Annotated in this window: 18 protein-coding genes; 11 read left to right on the top strand and 7 right to left on the bottom strand. The window is 52.3% G+C overall.

Annotation, left to right across the window (positions count from 1 at the left end; all coding sequences use genetic code 11):
• Positions 1–104: 104 nt before the first annotated feature.
• The gene (locus tag F7231_RS11855) at positions 105–818 is read right to left on the bottom strand and encodes a DUF2461 domain-containing protein (RefSeq protein ID WP_208295588.1); all 714 of its coding nucleotides are present in this window, start codon (positions 816–818) and stop codon (positions 105–107) included.
• An 82-nt stretch (positions 819–900) separates the two neighbouring features.
• Between F7231_RS11855 and F7231_RS11850 the strand changes: the two genes are divergently transcribed.
• Both F7231_RS11850 and F7231_RS11845 read left to right on the top strand, forming a co-directional pair.
• Complete coding sequence (locus F7231_RS11850; protein WP_166692045.1) at positions 901–3084, top strand: TonB-dependent receptor plug domain-containing protein; 2184 nt, start codon at positions 901–903, stop codon at positions 3082–3084.
• Between the two features lie 77 nt (positions 3085–3161).
• Positions 3162–3365 (top strand): hypothetical protein, encoded by a 204-nt coding sequence (locus tag F7231_RS11845; protein ID WP_085413774.1) that lies wholly within the window; start codon positions 3162–3164, stop codon positions 3363–3365.
• Between the two features lie 81 nt (positions 3366–3446).
• Here F7231_RS11845 and recR read toward each other — a convergent pair whose 3' ends face one another.
• Positions 3447–4064 carry a recombination mediator RecR gene (gene recR, locus F7231_RS11840; RefSeq protein ID WP_085413775.1) on the bottom strand — a complete coding sequence of 206 codons (618 nt, stop codon included), beginning with the start codon at positions 4062–4064 and terminating at the stop codon, positions 3447–3449.
• A 107-nt stretch (positions 4065–4171) separates the two neighbouring features.
• Complete coding sequence (locus F7231_RS11835; protein WP_085413776.1) at positions 4172–4450, bottom strand: ATP-dependent Clp protease adaptor ClpS; 279 nt, start codon at positions 4448–4450, stop codon at positions 4172–4174.
• A gap of 105 nt (positions 4451–4555) precedes the next feature.
• On the opposite strand from F7231_RS11835, the gene F7231_RS11830 reads away from it, so the two are divergent.
• From F7231_RS11830 to F7231_RS11790, 9 genes are all read left to right on the top strand, one after another.
• A complete protein-coding gene (locus tag F7231_RS11830) occupies positions 4556–6058 on the top strand; it encodes a sodium:solute symporter (RefSeq protein ID WP_085413777.1) in 1503 nt (500 codons plus the stop codon).
• 72 nt (positions 6059–6130) lie between these two features.
• On the top strand, positions 6131–6931 hold the full coding sequence (locus F7231_RS11825) for a hypothetical protein (protein ID WP_166692044.1): 801 nt from the start codon (positions 6131–6133) through the stop codon (positions 6929–6931).
• 38 nt (positions 6932–6969) lie between these two features.
• Entirely contained in the window at positions 6970–8268 is a 1299-nt protein-coding gene (locus F7231_RS11820) for a glycerophosphodiester phosphodiesterase (protein ID WP_166692043.1), read from the top strand.
• On the top strand, positions 8255–9037 hold the full coding sequence (locus tag F7231_RS11815; protein WP_166692042.1) for a hypothetical protein: 783 nt from the start codon (positions 8255–8257) through the stop codon (positions 9035–9037). The genes F7231_RS11820 and F7231_RS11815 overlap by 14 nt, the downstream gene beginning before the upstream one ends.
• A gap of 137 nt (positions 9038–9174) precedes the next feature.
• Complete coding sequence (locus F7231_RS11810) at positions 9175–10017, top strand: metallophosphoesterase family protein (RefSeq protein ID WP_262889660.1); 843 nt, start codon at positions 9175–9177, stop codon at positions 10015–10017.
• A 117-nt stretch (positions 10018–10134) separates the two neighbouring features.
• A complete protein-coding gene (locus F7231_RS11805; protein ID WP_166692041.1) occupies positions 10135–11055 on the top strand; it encodes an alpha/beta hydrolase in 921 nt (306 codons plus the stop codon).
• 224 nt (positions 11056–11279) lie between these two features.
• On the top strand, positions 11280–12755 hold the full coding sequence (locus F7231_RS11800) for an META domain-containing protein (RefSeq protein WP_166692040.1): 1476 nt from the start codon (positions 11280–11282) through the stop codon (positions 12753–12755).
• 42 nt (positions 12756–12797) lie between these two features.
• Positions 12798–13253 (top strand): hypothetical protein, encoded by a 456-nt coding sequence (locus F7231_RS11795; protein ID WP_166692039.1) that lies wholly within the window; start codon positions 12798–12800, stop codon positions 13251–13253.
• Between the two features lie 26 nt (positions 13254–13279).
• Positions 13280–13906: a hypothetical protein gene (locus tag F7231_RS11790; RefSeq protein WP_166692038.1), complete on the top strand. Its 627-nt coding sequence runs from the start codon at positions 13280–13282 to the stop codon at positions 13904–13906.
• A 149-nt stretch (positions 13907–14055) separates the two neighbouring features.
• Here the strand turns inward: F7231_RS11790 and F7231_RS11785 are convergent, their stop codons facing one another.
• From F7231_RS11785 to F7231_RS11770, 4 genes are all read right to left on the bottom strand, one after another.
• A complete protein-coding gene (locus F7231_RS11785) occupies positions 14056–16740 on the bottom strand; it encodes an MGH1-like glycoside hydrolase domain-containing protein (RefSeq protein ID WP_085413786.1) in 2685 nt (894 codons plus the stop codon).
• A 121-nt stretch (positions 16741–16861) separates the two neighbouring features.
• Entirely contained in the window at positions 16862–19921 is a 3060-nt protein-coding gene (gene polA / locus F7231_RS11780) for a DNA polymerase I (RefSeq protein ID WP_166692037.1), read from the bottom strand.
• Between the two features lie 220 nt (positions 19922–20141).
• Positions 20142–21095 carry a fasciclin domain-containing protein gene (locus tag F7231_RS11775; protein ID WP_229369850.1) on the bottom strand — a complete coding sequence of 318 codons (954 nt, stop codon included), beginning with the start codon at positions 21093–21095 and terminating at the stop codon, positions 20142–20144.
• A gap of 282 nt (positions 21096–21377) precedes the next feature.
• Positions 21378–21896 (bottom strand): Rad52/Rad22 family DNA repair protein, encoded by a 519-nt coding sequence (locus F7231_RS11770; protein WP_085413788.1) that lies wholly within the window; start codon positions 21894–21896, stop codon positions 21378–21380.
• Positions 21897–21954: the final 58 nt, after the last annotated feature.

Here is a 21954-nt window from a genome sequence, read left to right as displayed (position 1 = left end):
GTTGCGATTGGTTTCGGCAACGTACCCATCCTTTTTTGTGGGTGGTTAATAGGCTGTGTGTCGTGCAAGTGTTGCCGACAATGCAACCAGATGACAATGCGTTCCTACAACTGAATATCCTGCGGTTCCTGTGCGAAGAACAGTTCGTTCAGGTAATCGCAGTAGGGTTTGATCAGTCGGCAGCCGCGTAGCACCTCATCGGCGAAATTGGCTTTTAGCACCTCCTTGTCGGTGTAGCGATGCATGAAAAATAACTGCTTCCGCTTCAGCAGCGCAATATCGGGATGGTCGGCCGAATAGCCTTTCGGGGCGGTTTTGGTGCTTTCGCCCGAAATCTCCGGGAAATAGGCCCGAAACTCAGGGGCGTCGATAATGGCTTTCAGCGTATCGGCGTTGTAGTCGATTTCCTGCCTGAAAGCGGCCAGTTGCGCGGGCGTTGCCTGCCACATACCCGCCCCCAGAAATGATTCGTTGCCGGGCTGAATGTGCAGGTAGAAATCAATCTGTCCCGAATGCCGCCCACCGGGGCCAATAGCAACGGCAAAATTCGACTTGTACGGTGCCTTGTCTTTTGAGAATCGGATATCGCGATTGATCCGGAAAATACAATCGCGTGGATTTGTATTGGGGAGCGGATGAAACGCTGAGGCACCATCGATGAGGCGGGCGGCGAGGGCTTCTACTTCTGCTTTAGCCGCATCGTACCGGGCTCGGTTGGCGTGAAACCATTCACGATGATTGTTTTGAACTAGATCGGTGAGAAAGGTGAGTGTTGCTGCTGTCAGGGCAGCGGAACGATTACTGGATTGACTTGCCATAGTATATCAAATATACAGGATTCTGATGCGACCACGGCCATAGCGGGTTTATATTGCCTGTTCCTTCAGTAAACCGGTTTATATGCGTTACACCTACCTGCTTCTTTGCCTTCTTCCAGTAGCGGCATCGGCCCAGAACGACACGATCCAACTCCGGGAGGTGTCGGTCTCAGCCACCCGCTTTGAGCAACCACTGCGCCGATCTCCGTTTCAGATTCAAACCATATCGAGAGAGGATATCGCGTTCCGAAACCAACAAAACACGGCCGATCTGTTGGCGCAGACGGGCAACGTCTTTGTGCAGAAAAGTCAGGGTGGGGGAGGCAGCCCTGTACTGCGGGGCTTCGAAGCGAGCCGAGTGCTGCTCGTGATCGACGGTGTTCGGATGAACAATGCAATTTATCGGGCCGGTCACCTGCAGAATGTGCTGCGTATTGATCCGGCCCTTATTGAGCGGGCCGAAGTGCTTTTTGGCCCCGGCTCAACGCTCTACGGCTCCGATGCGCTGGGGGGCGTGCTGTATTTCCAGAGCCGCAACCCCGAGTTGTCGAGGAATGACAAGACGCTTGTTCGGCCGGGAGCATACCTGCGCTATGCGACCGCTACGGGTGAGCGCACGGCCCACGCCGACGTGAGCATCGGTACGCGCCGCTGGGGCTTTCTGAGCAGCATTACCACCTCATCGTTCGGTGATGTGATTCAGGGCAACAACCGCCGCCAGGCGTATCCCGATTTTGGGAAACAGACCCAGTACGTCGCGATCGACCCGGCGGGTGGAGCCGATCAGGTGCTTGTTAACGACAATCCGAATAAACAGATCGGGTCTGCTTACAGTCAGCTCGATCTGTTCCAGAAGGTGATCTTTCAACCTGTAGCCGGGGTTCGGCACGTGCTGAACGTGCAATATTCGACCAGCTCCGACGTACCCCGCTACGACCGCCTGAGTGAGGTGTCGGCGGGTAAGCCAACCTTTGCGCAATGGTATTATGGGCCCGAAAAACGGTTGCTTACTGCCTACCGGCTGGAAGTAAGCCGCCCTACCGCCTGGTTCGATCAGTTGCAGTTGACCGCCGCTTACCAGCAACTGGAAGAGAGCCGAAATAGCCGTCGGCTGAATGCCGCGTCGCTGAAAAGTCAGGTTGAGCAGGTAGGTGTCTGGTCACTCAACGCCGACTTGCAGAAACGGCTCGGCATTCACCAGCTTCAATACGGCCTCGAACTGACGCATAATGATGTGAACAGTAGCGCCACGTTCAAAAATGTGAAAACGCAGGTGGTAACCCCCGCCGATACCCGCTACCCGAATGGTGGCAGCTCGCTGCAAACGGCTGCTTTCTACCTTACCGACGCCGTTGCACTGTCGCGACTTGCCCAGCTGACCGGTGGGGTACGTTACAGTGCTACAAACCTGCACGCCCGTTTTGGCGATAAAACGTTCTTCCCATTCCCGTTCGATGAAATTCGGCAATCGCCCGCCGGTTTTTCTGGGCATCTGGGTCTGGTGCTCACCCCGGCCGATCGCTCAAAAATCAGTTTACTGGGCTCTACCGGCTTTCGAGCACCCAACGTGGATGATTTGACCAAAGTGTTTGAATCGAAAGCTGGTTCACTGATCGTGCCAAACCCGTCTATTCAACCGGAGCTGACCTACAACGTTGAACTGACGGTAAATCAATGGCTGGGTGACCGGGTACGTCTCGATGGTACGGTATATCACACCTGGTTCAACAACGCCATTGTGGTCGACGCGTTTACGCTCAACGGCCTGTCGGTGGTTGACTATGCCGGCCAGTCGAGCAAGGTCACGGCGTCGCAGAACAAGCGGCGGGCTACCGTGCAGGGATTCAACGTCAACGCGCTGGTGCGGCTTACCAATCGGCTCACCTTTAGCGGTTCGATCAACGGCACGGCGGGCCACATCCGGGATGATAAAAACACTCCTCTCGACCATATTCCACCCACCTACGGCCGTGCCTCGTTGCTCTACCGCACGGCTCGTTTCCAGGTAGAGGCCTTCAGCCTGTTCAGTGGCTGGAAACGGCTGCCCGACTATAATCCGGAAGGGGAAGACAACGCCCAGTATGCAACCGTCGACGGCATGCCCGGTTGGGCAACGGCCAATGTTCGGGGCAGTGTTCGGTTGTCGCGCGTGCTGACGGCCCAGCTTGCCGTTGATAACCTGCTCGACCGGAACTACCGCACCTTTGCCAGCGGAATCAGCGCACCGGGCCGTAACCTCATGCTGACCCTGCGGGCCGGGCTGTAGATTGACTGTATTTGACAGACTGCTCAAACACTCTACTCGTTGACTTGGTTAATGCGGTAACTTTACCAACTACCGTTATGGCAACGAAAAACGAAAAAGCACTCGAGCAGGTCGAGAAAGAACTTCAGGACGTACCCGCAGGCAACAAGGCCGACAACGGCCCTAACCACGGAAGTGCAGCCGGTGGTCGCAATGCCCAGTCGCACAAGAGCAGCAACAAAGGCAGTAAAAGTGCCGGCAGCTCAACCGGCGGCAGCAAGGGCGGGCACGGTAACTCATAATCAATCCTGCGTTACGTACCCACAAAAAATCCCGACCTCATCAGGTCGGGATTTTTTGTGGGTACGTGGCTGTGTAGCCGGTTATTCGTAAGCAATCCGGCTCAGAATGCTCCGGCCAAGCGTTACTTCGTCGGCATATTCCAAATCCCCGCCAATCGGGATACCCCGTGCAATGGTCGAGATTTTGAGTTGGAACGGCCGTAACTTCTTTTGCAGGTAAAACGCCGTGGTGTCGCCTTCCATCGTTGGGCTGAGCGCCAGGATGATTTCTTTCACCGGTTCGTCTGCTTCGTTTTGCTGCGTCAGCCGTTGGATGAGTGAGTCGATATGCAGATCGCTGGGCCCGATCCCTTCAACGGGCGAGATAATGCCGCCCAGCACATGGTACAGGCCCTTGTATTGCGCTGTGTTCTCTACAGCCAACACGTCGCGTGTATCCTCGACCACACAGATAATGGAGCCGTCGCGGCGGGGGTTGGCGCAGATACCGCAGAGCGTATCGTCGGAAAGATTATGGCATTTTTTGCAATACTGAACCTTCAGGCGCATCTCTGTCAGTGAGTGTGCCAGCGTCTGTGTTTGTTCTTCGTCGCGTTTCAGCAGGTGAAGCACCAGCCGCAGGGCAGTTTTCTTGCCAATGCCCGGCAGCTTGGCTACCTCCGTTACCGCATCTTCAATAAGCTTCGAGGGAAACTCCAAGTGATTTGTGATTTATGACGGCGGATACTGGATTGTCATGCTGAAGAGAGCACCTGGCGGCACACCGGCCGTCCGGAAACCCCACAGTCGCAATCCTGATTCCGAAATCAGTTAAGGACTTCCGCTGAAATGCCACGACGGCAAATCTCGTTGCGGAGGGGGACCAATTCCTCGAAACCGCCATTCTTGACGGTACACTTGCCTTTGTAATGAATCAGCAACGTACACTGTTCGGCTTGCTCCGGGGAATGGTCACAAACTTCGATCAGCGTATCGATGACGTATTCGAAGGTGTTGACCTCGTCATTGAAGACAACGAGGTTATATACCTCAGTTTCTACAACTTCTTCCAGTACGGTCACTTCGGGTTCAAAAAACGGCATCATAAGAACAGAGCTTGGTAGTTGATTCTTTGGCAAATTTACGGAAATTTGACCGGTTATTGTCCGTTAAAATAACCCCGCCAGCCTGCTAAAAGTTGCCCGTTTCGAATGAATTCAACCATCGCACTCGTCATTCTCATTGCCTATTTTGCCATGCTCATCACGGTGTCGTTCTACACCTCGCGTGGGGCAGATACCAATACATTCTTCACCGCAAACCGGCAGTCGCCCTGGTACCTGGTTGCCTTCGCCATGATCGGCACATCGCTGTCGGGCGTTACGTTTATATCAGTTCCAGGGGCTGTAGGGGGCATTTTTAAGGGGTTCGAGGGCTATAAAGGCTTCTTCTATTTTCAGGTTGTTCTGGGCTATATTATTGGTTACTACGTCATCGCCACCGTCCTGATGCCGATGTACTACCGCCTCAACCTGATTTCGATCTACGGCTACCTCGAAAAGCGGTTTGGCTTCTGGTCATACAAGACTGGAGCGGGCTTCTTCTTGCTGGCCCGTACAGTAGGTTCTGCCGTGCGGCTCTACGTGGCGGCGGGCGTTTTGCAGCTGGCTATCTTCAATGACCTGGGCATTCCGTTCTCTGCCTCGGTGGCCATTACCATTCTGTTGATCTGGCTTTACACGTTTAAAGGGGGGGTAAAAACGATCATTATCACCGATACGCTCCAGACCACGTTTCTGGTCACGGCCGTAATGCTAACCATCGTACTGATCTCCCGAGACCTGAATATGAGCTTCAGCGAGGTGACAACGGCGATCAAAACAAGCCCGTATTCGCAGATCTTTTATTTCGAGAATATCAACGATCCGCGCCATTTTCTGAAGCAGTTCATCTCAGGTATCTTCATCGCCATTGTCATGACCGGGCTGGATCAGGACCTGATGCAGAAAAACCTGACCTGCAAAAACATCGGCGAGGCACAGAAAAACATGTTCTGGTTTACCATCACCCTCACGATCGTGAACTTCATGTTCCTCTGCCTGGGCGCTCTGCTCTACATCTACGCTACCACCCGGGGCATTGCCCTGCCCGCCAAAACAGATGAGCTTTACCCTTTGCTGGCCTTGAACCACTTCGGGCCAATCGTCGGTATCACGTTCCTGCTGGGCATCACCGCTGCTACCTATGCCTCATCTGACTCGGCCCTGACGGCGCTGACAACTTCATTCTGCATTGATTTCATGGACGTTGAGAAAAAGCCGGAAACCGAACGGGCCCGTATTAAACACTGGGTACATATCGGCTTCTCGGTGCTGTTCTGGATCGTCATCGTGATCTTCAATCGGCTGAATAGCGGCGACGTCATTACTGCCGTATTCGACCTCGCAGGCTACACCTACGGGCCACTGCTGGGGTTATACACGTTTGGTTTGTTCAACAACCGACCTGTACGTGACCGGTGGGTACCGCTTGTTTGCGTATTGTCGCCCCTGGTAACCTACTACGTAAATGCCCATTCGGCTGCCTGGTTCAACGGCTATACGTTCAGCTTTGAGCGGCTGCTACTGAATGGTCTGTTCACGTACCTGGGCCTGTGGGTGCTATCTATAAATGCTCCTGATCGTGTGCCCAAAGTGGCGGCGTCCGTACGTTAGGACAGACCAACTTTTTCGGAGTGATGGAGTTATAGGAATACTTAGTTACAAAAGAATACTCCATTCACAGTCATGATGCGTTTTTTTACTCTACTGCTGGTCCTAGCCGGGCTTGGCCTGTCGACTGCATTTGGACAGGTGCGAACACCACGCCGGACGCCAAAGCCAGTTAATCCGTACCGGAAGACGTATCAGAAAGGCGAATTTGTTCTCCCCGTCGACTCAACGTCGCCCCGGGTGCCGTATGTCCATTTCCCGTATCCGCTGGCTAAAGGAACAGGGCGGGCAACGCTGGGCGTTACGTTTACCACCTCGCCCCGCGACATCACCGAAGAGTTGCAGATCAACGTACCTGCCGGTGACCTTATCGCGTTGCATGGTATCACTAACAACCTGGCACTGACGGGTCGGTTTACATTTCAGTTTCTACAGAATCACGCCTCGGTTGGGTTGCGTTACAGCGTGCCGATCAAAGGCCGATTCTATGCATCAGCTGGAGCCGATGTAGGGGCCTGGTTCGGTTCATTACAGCTCGCTCAATTCGACAATCGGGGATTTGGCGTGCAGTCAATGCCCAACGTTGCCATTGGTTTCCGATCCTCGCGCGATCTGCTGGTAACGTTACGCGGAGAGGTAGATCTTGGCTTATACTATCGCTCGAGGGTGGGTAAGACGGTAACCGAACGCGGACAAGTTTTACTTAACGGTTATGGAGCAACTGTCACACTGGAGCAGGCCTTTTTCGGACGGCGGCATATTGCCGTGGGCTTCCGGGCGTTATACACAAACTTCAATTGGCAGTTCTGGTCACTCTACGACACCTTCGACCGCAACATTTTTTACCCCGAAGCTACAATTGGTTTCTTTCTGTAAGATACTGCCGGTAGTTGAGGACCTCAACGACAACAAATATGACCTTCACACGTCTGCTTATCTGTAGCATACTCATCGCCCTGACAGGCTACCTGATTGGGTGTCGACCCAACGAAAATGAAACGGTTGAAATTCCGGCTATCATCGACAATGGCTTGAACGTACCTGGAGCCAAACTGCTCTATAGCCAAACACGTAAAGCCTGCGAAGGGGTGTATAGCGTTACGGAAGGTGCCCCGGCATTTGGGCAGGAGGTAGCCGCCAAGTGGAGTTATCTGGTTAAGAAACCGGGCGACACCACATACTACATGTCAATTTTCTGTGAGCCACAGGCTGCTTTCTTTGTGCTGGAGGGCCGTCAACTAGGCGATTCGCTGGTGTTTGAGGGTTTCTGGCGCCGCCTGGTCAATTCAGAGACGGGTACCGCTCGTTTCGTAGTGCTGAGTGCCAATGGTGCCAGTGCACTCCTGGCACCAGACTGCTGTAAAGCCATCACGAAAGGAGGCGTTATTTTTAAAGGTGTATATGGCGATGGACAACTGGCACGCAGCAGGCCACTGGTCCTGTCATTCGACCGCCCGTTAAACAAGAAGCCCTTCCAGATTCTGGCCCATCGGGGTGGGGGACGTACCTCTGATCTGCTTCCAGCTTCGGAAAACAGCGTTGAAATCATTCGGCTGGCCGAACGGTTGGGAGCAACCGGTGTTGAAATAGACATTCGCCAAACGAAAGACGGCACGCCGATTATCTACCACGATAATAACCTGAACTTACGCCTGGTTCAGAAAACAGGTCTGATTGGCGCGGTCGAAAATTATACCTACGATCAGCTCTCCGCCTTTGTACGGTTGGTAGACGGCGAGAAAATTCCGAAACTGACAGAGGCCCTCGACGCAGTTTTGAATGATACAAACCTCGAAACCGTCTGGCTCGATTCAAAGGATGTACGTGACATGCCGCTGGTCCGGAGCATTCAGCAGACGTACCTGCAACGGGCGGCGCAGCAGGGTCGACGTTTGGATATCTACATCGGATTGCCCGCTGAAGAGCGTGTAACCCAGTTTGAGCAATTGCCTGACCATACCCAACTCCCTTCGATCTGTGAGTTGGACACCAGCGTGGCCAAACGGATTAACGCGAAGGTGTGGGCGCCCCGCTGGACATTGGGCGAGCAGATCCCGTCGACGTTAGCCATGCAGCAGCAGGGCCGTAAAGTATTTGTCTGGACGCTGGACGTACCTGAGTTTGTTCAGCAGTTTGTGCAAAACGACACCTTCGACGGAATTCTTTCTAATTACGCGCCCATTGTAGCTTACTACCACTATGTCCAGAAATAATACATTCAGGCTTTTCAATTGGCTGGTAATCACGCTCTTGTGGCTTGGTTCGGTTTCGCTGGTGTCAGCACAGCAACCCACCAAACCCGCTAAAACCAGAGTGGGAGTCCGAAAATCGAATCGAACAAAGCGGCCGCGCCGCGTGGTAAGTATACCAAACGCCTATAAACCGGCCTACACCAAAAAGGGTGAAGTGCGTAAGCTAAGCCCCGATCAGCTGTGGGACAGTAAGCCCGACTCGACCCGCCCCACTCGCGGACCATTCCGGTTGCTGATCTACGCTGGTTTAGGTACCTCTCTCTACTCAACGTCTATTCAGCCGCCGGGTAGCCTGTCGAACCTGCAGCAAAGTAGGGTAGGTATACCGGCTACACTACGCATTATGTGGCAAACCGATCACCGTTTGCGAATGGGTATTGAAACAGGCTACGTGAGTATGTATACTTACCGGGGTATTGTTCAGGATAAAGATGCCCGAATCCGTGTGTCGGCTATTCCCATTATTCCCGTGTTCTCGATGTCGGTCGTGAAGCGATTTGCTGTATACGCAGGCACAGGACCATTCCTGGTCAACTCGCACCTGTATTACGACGGAACTACGCGGGGAACAACCTTAAGCTTGGGCTGGATGGCCGCCGCAACCTACACCCAACCCCTCACCAAGAACCTCGGCCTGGCCGCTGAAGTGAAGTGGTACGATGCTTCTCAAACCGATGACTCGTGCCTGATTGCGCAGGCAACGCTCGTGTGGCGAGCATTAACCTGGTAAAACTTTCATCGTACGTTTCAGGTTTCAAATCTCAAGTTTCAAGTGTTACACTAAGTTACCAGATTGGTTGATGAGTGAAGCATATGAAACGTGAGACTTGAAACCTGAAACTGATTACCTGAAACCCGTTACTTATTTTGGATTCTCCTCTTTTAGCTTTTCTTGCCGATACACAGGCCCCTATGTGGATTGAGGCGCTGTTTCTGAAGCAACGAAACAACGTTAAAGCCACGCAGGCTATCTTCCGTGAAATCCTTCAGCGGCAACCCCAAACGCTTTACTGGCTTGGCGACATTGTAGTGCTTGGTTACAAAAACGCCGCCTGGCCTATGGTCGACACGTTTCTGGCTAATTGCGAAGAAGCAGGTGTGGATGTGAAAGCCATCATGGGTAATCACGACGTGATGGGTCGCCCTAAAAAAGGCCAGCGAAATTTTCAAAAGCGATTCCCTGACCACGTACCTACCGGCTATGCACACGTGACCGATGGGGTGGGGGTCATTCTGCTGAACTCGAATTTTAGTACGCTCACCGTTCAGCAACAAGCTGAGCAGCAGACTTTCTACGAGGATACGCTACGGGCCTACGATGATGATCCCGAGATTCGGGCGGTGATCGTAACCACCCATTATGCCCCATTTTCGAACAGCCGGCTGGTGGGATCGAGCAAGCCGGTGCAGCAGCGCTTTGTGATGCCGTATCAGGCCTCGAAGAAGGCGAAGCTGTTCATTACCGGGCATGCACACGCTTTTGAGAAATTCGAGGTAGGTGGTAAGGTATTTCTGGTAATTGGTGGTGGTGGCGGATTGCATCAGCCATTGCATAGAAATCCCTTTAAGTACGAAGACCGGGCCATCGACTATAAACCGATGTTTCATTACCTGACCGTGTGGCGCGAGGAGGATGATCTGCACGTATGTTCGCACCGGCTGAACGATGATCAAAAAGGGTTCACGGATGGCTATGGGTTTGTCATTTAGCGAAGCCCTTAATGATTCGCATCGGCTTATCGGGGGAATAAGACTAGTTGAAAGCTGGTAATTGAGTAATGAGGGCTAGCTTCGCAGTTACACAATTTGTGTCTAATACACCAATCTATGCTGGCTGCCCGTCTTCTGTTTTTTTTGCTTGTACTAGCTACTAGTGCTGCGTTCGGGCAGGCATTTTTGCCGCTCTGGCCGAGTGGTAAAATGCCTAACTCGAAGGGATTGACACTTACCGATAGCATTGCCAACGAGCGTATTTATCGCGTAGGCACGCCCGGTATGTATACTTTTTTTCCATCGGTACAGGAGAACAAGGGCGCGGCAGTAATTATCTGCCCCGGTGGTGGCTATGAACGACTGGCGTACATGATCAGCGGCATTCAGTTGGCCAAGTGGTTCAACACCATGGGAATTAGCGCCTTTGTATTGAACTATCGCCTGCCCAACTCGCCTGACCTGAAACAACGGGAAATTGGCCCTTTACAGGATGCGCAACGAGCCATTAAACTGATCCGGGCCAACGCTGGCAAGTGGGGTATAAAGTCAGACAAAGTAGGGATCATGGGTACGTCGGCGGGTGGGCATCTGGCCGCTCATCTGGCAACAGCTACTACAGACGTATCGGCCATTGGTGACTCGGTGAGTAAACAGCCGTATCGCCCCGATTTTGCCTTGCTGATCTCGCCTGTAATCACCATGGGGCAGTATACCCACGCCAGCAGCCGCAAAAACCTGTTAGGGCCCAATCCGTCTGCTGAGTTACAGAAGGCCTATTCGCTGGAAAACGCCGTAACGGCCAACACATCCCCCTGCTTTCTCGTCCACGCGTTCAACGATACGGGCGTCGACCAGCGGAACAGCCTGTTGTTTTATCAGGCATTGGTCGACAGGAAAATTACGTCCAGTTTGCACATTTTCCCGCAGGGAGGACATGCCATCGCGTTGCGTAGCAATCCCGGTTCTACCCAACAATGGGTCGGCCTTTGCGAGAGCTGGCTGCGTGAGATGAATGTTCTCACAGATGCCAGGTAAATCAACGTCAGTCAACGGATTCGTAGGCTAGATTCGCTACCGTCGGTCTGATGGGACACAGTAGGTATACCCCCATGCCAGGTGGACCTGGCTGCACGTATAGTTGTGTCATACCGGTGAATAGACCAATTGCTTTGCAGGCTGTTGCTGCTAAGAGCCAAACAATGGAATAGGTTTTCTGTTACGTTTTCACAGTCAGTACCTTACCAGTCATCGCTCTACGTATGAACTACATCTTTCGTGCCACCCTGGGTACGTTAGTCGGCTTGACAGCGCTTAGCTATCCGGCAACAGCCCAATCTCTACAACCCGGTTTCGATAAGGCTGAGTACATTGATCTGATGAAAGTGTCGGCCCGGTTCGGCGACTCATCCTATGTCGCCAGCTTCCCGAAGCCGCAACGGTATAAATCCGTGTATCGATCACCCATCGTTGGGCTCGACAACATGTGGGACTTGTGGGCCGATGACAAGGGGACAGCCGTCATTAGTTTGCGCGGTACAACGGCCAACAGTGTGAGCTGGCTCAGTAACTTCTATGCCGCAATGGTGCCAGCCAAAGGCGAACTCCGACTGTCAGATAAAGAAAAGTTTACCTATCACTTAGCCGATAATCCCAGAGCGGCGGTGCATGTAGGGTGGCTGGTCAGTACGGCTTTTCTTGCCAAAGATATTCTTCCTAAACTTGATTCCTGCTACCGCAAAGGCATCAGAAATATGCTGATCATGGGCCACAGTCAGGGCGGGGCTATTGCATTCCTGCTCACAGCCCACCTCTATAATCTGCAGAAAGAGGGTAAACTTCCCGCTGACATTCGATTCAAAACCTACTGTAGTGCGGGACCAAAACCGGGTAACCTGTACTTTGCCTACGAATACGAAGCCATGACGCAGGACGGCTGGGCTTACAACGTAGTGAACTCGGCCGACTGGGTACCAGAAGTGCCTTTTTCGATACAGACGGTGAACGACATGAATGTAACAAACCCGTTCGCCGGCGCCAATCTGGTGATCAAAAAACAACCATTTCTGAAACGCCTTGTGCTGCGCCGGGTGTACAGCGATCTAAGTAAACCAGCGCTCAAAGCACAAAAAAATTACGAGAAGTACCTGGGAAGGATTGCCTCGAATACGGTTAAGAAAAATCTGACCGGCTATATGCCACCCGATTATTACAAGAGTAATCACTACGTGCGTACAGGAACAACCGTTGTGTTGCTGGCCGATTCGGCCTACTACAGGCGGTATCCCGACAGTAAAGAGAAAATTTTTGCGCATCATTTCCATCCGCCTTATCTGTATCTGGCCGAAAATAAGTTGTCGCTGGGTACCCAGACTGCAACTGCAACAGCACCCACATCTCCGGCAGTGACCGGAACCTGGGAGTTGGACTACATGGCTTCAACAAGCACCGACCTCGCTACGCTTTACCCTGATCGTAGACCCACGCTGACGTTTGATCCGGCTGCCCAACGGCTGTCTGGTAACTCAGGCTGTAACTCGTTCAATGGGCCAATGCCCATTAGCGGGTCGGCATTTCGCTTTCCTGATGCAGTAGCTATGACGCGGAAAATGTGTCCGGGAAGTGGGGAGGAAACGTTTTTATCGGCGATCAAACGAGTAAATCGATTTGCTGTTTCCGGTGATATATTGACCTTGCTGACTGGCGACATTGCTGTTATGCGGTTTGTTCGTAAGTAGCGGTATCGGGATACAAAAAGTTAAACCAGACATCTGTACACTATGAAATTGACCCCCCTTTGGCTAGCCATCTGCTTGGTTGGCGGCGTCTGGGCTGCTTGCCAGTCGAACCAACAAGCCACCGCTGATCAGCAGCAGCCAGCCAGTACTGTCAAGGTATGTTACGCCTATCTGTCGGCATCTGACACCGTTCAACTGATGCTGGTCAAAAATGATACGGTGATGACCGGCGAGTTACTGTATCAACTCGCAGAAAAAGACAGAAATTCCGGCACGTTGACTGGCCGTATGCGGGGCGACACGCTGATTGCTACTTACAAGTTTCAGTCGGAGGGAGTTGAATCGGAGCGCGAAGTCGCCTTTCTTCTTCAAGACAATAAAGCCATAGAAGGCTTCGGCCCGGTAGTGGAACGGGCCGGGAAGATGCTTTTCGTCCCCTCGTCGAGACTCACTTTCACCGATAACCGACCATTGGGTAAAGTTGCCTGTACGGAATAATCCATCCCCGTAAACTCTCAACGAAGATGAAATTAGTAGTGATTGGGCATCTGCTAATACACCTCGCTATAGGCCACGCTATGGGTCAGGTGGCATCGACAGGTAGCGCCGAAAAGCGGGTATTCCTGACGAGCGTGTTAGGGATTGCAGTGCCCGGCTTGTCTGAGTTGACTACAGAATTGAACCGTGCCGGTTATCTGTCGTTACCGAGTACGTTCCTGACGCGTGGAGCCGGGTTGGTAACTACGTTCCCGAAGGTCCGGCTAGCCACTCTTGTCACGTTTACCTCTTACAGCGGTACCACCACTGACCTGAATCGGAGTAGCTGGGCGCGGGGCACCCAGGTCGGTACGTCGCTGGGTGTATTTCTAAGCCGAAGCGAACGCGTGCAGTTCATTCCGTACGTAGGATTGGCTTACTCTTTTTTTGGTACTCGGGTATCGGAGACAGCGCCCGCCAGTACCGTATTTCCAGGGTATCTGGCAGGCCCGGCTAACCAGCAATATGTGGGTGCCGAGCAGTTTATGGGCAACGTAGGACTGCATCTGGCCAAGTCGGGGTTAGGGCAGGGGGCGTTATCACAAAAACTGATTCTTGGACTCCGGGCAGGATATATGCTGCCCGGAGTCCAACCCAAAGTGGCAGACCAATAACGTATCGCTTAGTGATGGTCCCGATGCGAATCCTGGAGGTACGTACCTGCACGTTATTTTTGGCAGTGCGTTATAATGGGCAGTCCCAACAACCAGAACGCCCCGACATTTTTGCCGGGGCGTTCTGGTTGTTGGGACGGTCGTACTCGTTATTTCTCGATTGCAGCTGCTTCTTTCAACGTTGACTGCGAGACATACTCGATCAGATCGGCAACGAGGCCTGTCCAGCCAGTTTGGTGGCTGGCGCCGAGGCCACTGCCATTGTCGCCGTTGAAATATTCGTAAAAGAGCATCAAACCCTTAAAGTGGGGATCGGTGCCAAATCGGTTTAAGTCGCCTAAGGCGGGTACGTTACCTGTTTCGTCGGCCTTGAAGAGACTGATCAGCCGTTCGGCCACCAGGAGGGCGGCGTCTTTAATGCTCATCACATGCCCTGAATGCGTGGGGTATTCGACTTCGTAATCGTCGCCATAATACTGGTAGAACTTCAACAGCGAATCAACCAGCAGGAAATTCAACGGGAACCAGATCGGTCCGCGCCAGTTTGAATTGCCACCAAAAATGCTCGTTTCCGACTCAGCAGGTACGTATTTTACGCGTAACAACTCGCCGTTCATGTGCAACTCGTACGGATTCTGTTCGTGGAATTTCGAGAGCGCCCTAATGCCGTAGTCCGACAGGAATTCGGATTCATCGAACATACGGCGCATCAGCATTTTCATCCGGTGGCCCCGTAGCAGACTAAGCAGGTGGGTAGACCCTTTGCCCGGCTCGTGCCAGCGCGACACCAGCGAAGCCAGATCGGGCCGGTTAGTCAGTACCCATTCCAGTCGGCGGCGGAAATCGGGTAGTTTCGAAAGCAGTTCATCGTCGATGATCTCAACGGCAAACAGCGGAATCAAGCCTACCATCGACCGTATTTTCAAGAGACGTGCCTGTTTGTCGGGCGTGTGCAGAATATCGTAGTAAAACTGATCCTGCTCATCCCAGAGACTGATATGCTGTTTGCCCAGGTTGTTCATCGCCGAGGCAATGTGCAGGAAGTGCTCGAAGAACTTGCTGGCCATATCTTGATACGACGGACGAACCAGCGATATTTCCAGGGCAATCCGCAGCATGTTCAGCGTGTACATGGCCATCCAACCTGTACCGTCGGCCTGCTCAATACGGCCACCCATCGGGAGCGGTTGACTCCGATCAAACACCCCGATGTTGTCGAGGCCTAGGAAACCGCCGCCAAAGATGTTGTTACCTTCCACATCTTTGCGGTTGACCCACCAGGTGAAGTTCAGCAACAGTTTGTGGAATACACGTTCCAGGAAGTTTACATCGCCGACACCGTTCATTTGCTTGTCGATCTCATAGACCTTCCAGCAAGCCCAGGCATGAACGGGTGGGTTCACATCCGAGAAGTTCCACTCGTAGGCCGGAATCTGCCCGTTCGGATGCATGTAGTACTCGCGCAGAATAACGGCAAGCTGTCGTTTGGCAAAATGGGGGTCGAGGCGGGCCAGCGTGAGGGTGTGAAACGCCAGATCCCAGGCAGCAAACCAGGGATACTCCCACTTGTCGGGCATACTCAGAATGTTGGCTGTATACATATGCCGCCACGACTCGTTGCGGGCATACACGCGCCCCTGAAACGGAATGGGCATTTTGGGGTCACCCTTCAGCCATTCGTTTACGTTGTAATAATAGAACTGCTTGCTCCAGAGCATGCCGGCGTAGGCTTGACGCTGAATGTTCGTCAGTTCAGGATTGGCATTCGGTCCGCTGGTTGTGCTGGTTTGCAACTGTGAGTAGAAACCGTCGGCTTCGGCGTGGCGCTGGTTAAACAGCGCATCAAAATCGGCGAAGGGCTGAGTTTGGTGCGTCTGATCGCTAAACCGCAACCGAACACTGACACTGCCTCCCGCAGGTACGTTACGGGTGTAGCGCGCCGATGCTTTCGTGCCAATCCGGTTGGGGTTTACATGTTCCGGCTTGCCCGTAACAATGTAATTATTGATGCTATCTTTCGGATAGGGCGTCGTGTTGGGACGTCCATACAACCGCTCGGTATTCGTTTCGTTCTCGCAGAAAATAAGTTCGTCGGCCGCGTCGCAGTAAAGTTTATACTTGCCTAACTGCTTGTGATTCACTTCGATCTGGCTGGTCGAGATGCCCGTGAGCATCGGGCGCGTGCTGTATTGTTCATAACCCCAAGACCAAGTATTACGGAACCAGATGGTAGGCAGCAACGTAAGTGGCGCATCGACTGCCCCCCGGTTATGGGCCGTTACCTGCACGAGCCAGTCGTTTTGGTCAGCCTTGGCATACTCGATTTCGATGTCGAAGTACTCATTCGAGTCAAAAACGCCGGTATCGAGCAGTTCGTATTCGGGATCCTGCCGCGACCGGCGCATGGTTTCTATGACCAGCTTATTGTACGGAAACTCCTGCTGTGGGTACTTGTACAGCATTTTCATGTACGAATGCGTGGGTGTACTATCCAGGTAGTAGTACAATTCCTTCACATCTTCGCCATGATTTCCTTCCGGGCCGGTCAACCCAAAAAAGCGCTCCTTCAGGATATTGTCGCGGTGGTTCCAGAACGCGAGGGCAAAGCAGATATGACCTTTGTTGTCGGAAATACCCCCAATGCCTTCGTCGCCCCAGCGATATGCTTTCGACCGGGCCATCTCGTGACTAACGTAGTTCCAGGCGTCACCGTAAGGACTGTAATCTTCACGAACAGTACCCCAGGCGCGGTCAGACAAATACGGGCCCCACTTTTTCCAGCCTTTATTATCGGCCCGGTCATATATACGTAATTTCTCGGCTTCGGCAGGCATATAGTCCCCTGAAGACCTGCCGGATTAGGTGTTTTCGACAGATCAAGACCTAAAAATACGTGTCTCGACGTTCTCTGACCACTAATCCCGGAAAAGTCATATAAAAGGATTCTGATTTCCTTTAATGTGCTACTAACCAGTTCGCTCCGAAACCCACACCAGTTTCCATTGCCACGGCCATGGGTATCGCGGTCTTCATGATTCGGTCTACATTTTCTTTCAGGTAGTCGAGCTCCGATTTATGCGCGTCGAACACCAATTCATCATGCACGGTCAGAATCATTTTCGACTTTAACTGCTCGCGGCTCATGAATTCGTGAATACGGATCATGGCAATCTTCAGCATATCGGCCGCGCTGCCCTGGATGGGGGCATTCACGGCGTTGCGCTCGGCAAACATCCGATCGGTCACGTTGCGTGAGTTGATATCGCGGAGGTAGCGCCGGCGACCAAGTATCGTTTCGGCGTACCCGAAACCGCGGGCTTTCTCGATGCTCTGATCCATGTAGGCTTTTACCGCCGAGAATTCTTGGAAGTATTCTTCGATGATCTGACCAGCTTCTTTGCGCGGAATCTTGAGACGCTGCGAAAGGCCAAATGACGATATGCCGTAAATAATGCCAAAATTGATGGTCTTGGCCTTCCGGCGCATGTCGCTCGTCACCTCCGAGATAGGTACGTGAAAGACTTTGCTGGCCGTTTGGGTATGAATATCGATGTTGTTGTTGAACGCATCGAGCATGGTCTGGTCGCCACTAAACGCCGCCATAATCCGGAGTTCGATCTGCGAATAGTCAGCCGACATAATCAGAAAGTCGTCGGAACGGGGCACAAAGGCTTTCCGTATTTCCTGACCACGGGGGGTGCGGATCGGGATGTTCTGCAGGTTCGGGTTGGTCGATGATAACCGCCCAGTCGAGGCGACGGCCTGGTTGAACGAGGTATGTACGCGGCCCGTTTTAGGCGAGATCAGGAGCGGCAGTGCATCAACGTAGGTGTTCTTAAGCTTGATCAGTTCACGGTAATCCAGGATTTTACCAATAATCGGGTTTTCCGCTTCCAGCTTAGAGAGCACCTCTTCGCCCGTAGCATATTGCCCAGTTTTGGTCTTTTTGGCGTTCTTGTCGAGGTTTAGTTTATCGAAGAGAATCTCGCCCAATTGCTTGGGTGACCCGATGTTGAACGATCCGCCCGCAATCTCGAAGATTTCGCTTTGCACCTGCTTCATGTCGATTTCCAATGTGGCCGATAATTCAGACAAAGCGTTGGTATCGAGCGTGATGCCCTCCAACTCAATATCGGCCAGCACCTGAACGAGCGGCATCTCAACCTGGTCGAACAGCTTGTGCAGGTTATCTTTGTTGAGCATCGGTGCAAAGGTATCGCGCAGTTGTAGCGTCACGTCAGCATCCTCGGCGGCGTATTCGACTACCCGCTGAATGTCCACTTCGCGCATTGTCAACTGTCCCTTGCCCTTTTTGCCAATCAGCGACTCGATGGCCACAGGCTGGTAGTTGAGGTACACCTCGGCCATGACGTCCATGTTGTGTCGTTGTTCGGGCTCAATCAGATAATGAGCCAGCATCGTATCGAATAGGGGGCCACGTACCTGAACACCGTATTTCTTCAGCATCAGCAGGTCATATTTGAGATTTTGTCCGACTTTTTCAATCGATTCATTCTCAAAAAACGGCTTGAACAGGTCAACAATGGACTGAGCCTCTGCCCGGTTGGAAGGGACGGGTACGTAGAAGGCCTCGCCTTTGGTGTAGGCAAATGACAACCCAACCAGATCGGCCTCCACAGGGTCGATGGCTGTCGTTTCGGAGTCGAAACAAACGCTGGTTTGCTGGTTCAGGTACGTTACCAGGCTGGCACGCAGTTCGGGGGTATCAACAAGTCGGTAATCGTGCACCACTGAGTGGATGGTTTTACGGCGCTCGGTCGAGAATGACTCATCGACTTCATATTCGTGGGCATCGTCTCCCCAGGTGGCCACTCCCGCCGCTGCCGGTACGTCGGCACCAGGCGCAGCTTCCGCTCCGGCAGAATCGGTAACCAGTCCGGGGGTAGCCGACTCGCCAGAGGCTGTGGGTACTGTTACGGGTGTCGATTTCTTGGCGCGGGTCTTCTTGGCTGGTTCACCTGTCGCTGCGGGGCTATCACCAAAAATAAAGGGCAGGTCGTCGGCGCCGCTTGGCGTTGCGGCAGGCATTGGCATAAACGCCGGCGACGGATCAAACAAGCCCATCTGCCCAGTCGACTGCCGGGTGAACTCGCTTTTGAGCGGGGTAGGCGCATCACCAAGCAGGCGGGTCTTCATCTGCCTGAACTCCAGTTCGTCGAGCAGCGCGCCCAAGCGTTCTTTGTCGTAGTCGCTATGGATAAGTGCGCTTTCGTTGAACTCGATTGGCACTTCCATATGAATAGTCGCCAACTCTTTCGACAATAAGCCCTGCTGTCCGTACTGCACCACGTTTTCTTTCAGCTTGCCTTTAAGTTGATCAGCGTTGGCAATCAGATTTTCAACGCTGCCGAATTCAGTGATCAGCTTCTGCGCCGTTTTCTCGCCAATGCCGGGAATGCCGGGAATATTGTCGACGGCATCGCCAACCAGCCCGAGCATGTCGACAACCTGGCTAATCTTTTCAATGCCCCATCGTTCGCAGATTTCTTTAACGCCGAGTTTTTCGGCGGCTTTGCCCATGAAGGCTGGCTTGTAAATGAATACGCAATCGTTGACCAACTGCCCGTAATCTTTATCGGGCGTCATCATGTACGTTTCAAACTCACCCGTGGCGCAGGCGCGGTGGGCAAGGGTGCCAATAATGTCATCGGCTTCGTATCCCGGCATGATCAGCATCGGAATATTCATGGCCTCGATGATTTGTTTAATGTAAGGAATAGCCACCGAAATATCTTCGGGCTGCGACTGGCGCGTAGCTTTATACATTGGAAACTGTTCGTGCCGGAAGGTCTTTTTTGAGTGGTCGAAGGCCACGCCGATGTGGGTCGGTTTTTCTTTTTGTAGTACCTCCATCATTGAGTTCATGAACCCGAATATGGCACTGGTATTGACGCCCTTACTGGAAATGCGCGGGTTTTTATTGAAGGCGAAATGGGCCCGGTAAATCAGCGCCAGCGCGTCTAATAGGAATAGTTTCTTCTGTGGTTTTGCCATTGGAAATCGCATAAAAAAGCCGGAGACAGCCCCGGCTTGCCTGACAAGTATACGCGATAAATGAGTGTATACGCCTATAAAAATAACAGTCAGGGACAGATTTTGATTCCTGTTCGGACGGTTTCCCAACGGCAAAAATCCCTGGTTTAGCCTACGCGCTACTAAAGGCAGCTGCGCAGACCAAACCAGGGATTTTAGTCACTATCTATCACTCAATCAATCACGGTGGCGGTAGTAATACGCGGTTAATGCCATGAATGACCGCATTGCTTGTGAGGTTATTTGCGCTAACAACAGTGGCGGCATTAGTGCCATTACCCTGACCGGTTACGGTTACGCCAGCACTCGATACATTGACACGTACTGTTGGGCCAAGCAGCGTAGCCGGTGTGACACCGTCAGTTAACAAAGTAGAAAATACCCGGCCCGGCACCACATGATAAGACAACACCCGTGCCAGAACAGCTGGGTCTGTGGCATTGATAGCCGTAGCTGAAAGACCTGCATCAATAAACGCCTGATTTGTTGGTGCAAACACGGTAGCTGCTGTCGTTGACTGGAGCGCTGTGATTACACCTGCCCCGGCTCGTTGTACAGCCTGGGCCAACAGGCTGAAGTTTTGTGGGTTTCCTATCACAGCCGCTACTACATCACCGCTGGGCGGTATTAACACGCCGTCTATTACATGCACAATGCCATTATCAGCAGCCACATCGGCAGTAGTTACCCGGCGACCGTTAACTGATACGTTGCTACCCACTTTGCTCACATACAGCGTTCCATTTGTAGTCAGCAGTGATGGAACCGCGGTATTTTGGGCAGCAGGTATGTTCGCGGCCGTGATGCGGCTGCCCACAACGTGATACTGAAGAAGACTGGTCAAACTTGCGACTGACGCTGCATTAATGGCTGCCACATCAGCATAGCCAGCAGCCCTGAAAGCCGCGTCTGTTGGAGCAAAGACGGTTAATGAACCACCTCTCAAGGCGTCGGCCAACCCAGCACGCTGAACAGCGGCACGCAGCAATGTGAAGTCATTGTTGGTTAAAACGATGTCTGTGATCGTGTTAGTTGTGACAGGGGTGTCATCTTTCTTACACGAAGAGAATAGAACTGTACTGAGCACAAAGCAAGCCCCAAGCAAGAGCCGCATTGGTTGAAATGATACGTGCATAGTTAGTCGTGTTAGGATTGAGTGATTGATAAGCTGTCTGTAAAGCAGACACACTACACTAACTTCGACTAATAAATTTTGTTTAATCTTGATGCATTAATCCTAAACAAGATTAAAAGTTTTAATCTCACACCTGATCTGTCTTTGTAGACGTAAAATGATAAAAGTCGCTCATTACTACCTAAATGGACGTAAATGAGCGACTTTTATCAGAAAAAAACCTATGCACAGCTTTACTCGAACTGTGTATTTAGCTTAAACAAAATAGTAAGCCTGTAGGGATTAGGCCTTCTGGTAAGAAGCACGCAGTGTGACCATGTCGCCCCCTTTGTAGCTACCATCGTTAATCTTTTTAACCAGCATTTCCAGTTGAGGGTGTGCCCAATCAGGGATGAATTTGTCTGGTGTGTCGATGAACACACGAGGATAGTTGTATAAGTCACGACCTAACCCAAACTGTACGGCACATCGCTTCATCGCATCGGAGATACCGCCTTTCACCGGTTCGATGTCCGTACGGCTGGCACCGTCGGTCTTTGAAAGAACCTGAGCGGGTGAGGAATGCGTAGCAGGAACGGTAACGGTGATTTTACAGAGAAAGCCCCCTTGAATTTCCGTAATCTCATTCTGCCAGCCAAACCAGCCGAATTGTTTGTCGAAACGGTCCATGACGCAACGGTTAGTGATGTAGGGTACTACGATCAATTTACCGGTTTTAGTTTGCATCTGAACGCGCCACTCAATCTCATCGGGTTGAATTGGCTGGGTCAGTTTATCTAGAGTAGTTGCTGTTTGTTCCATAATTTTAAAACAAAAAAACGCTTGATTTCATTCGTCAAAAAGGGGCTAAAACACGGAG

The sequence above is a fragment of the Fibrivirga algicola genome (genome assembly GCF_011742925.1).
Classification (GTDB): domain Bacteria; phylum Bacteroidota; class Bacteroidia; order Cytophagales; family Spirosomataceae; genus Fibrella; species Fibrella algicola.
Note: the sequence above shows the minus strand (reverse complement) of the source record. Positions and strands in the feature narration are given on the sequence as shown.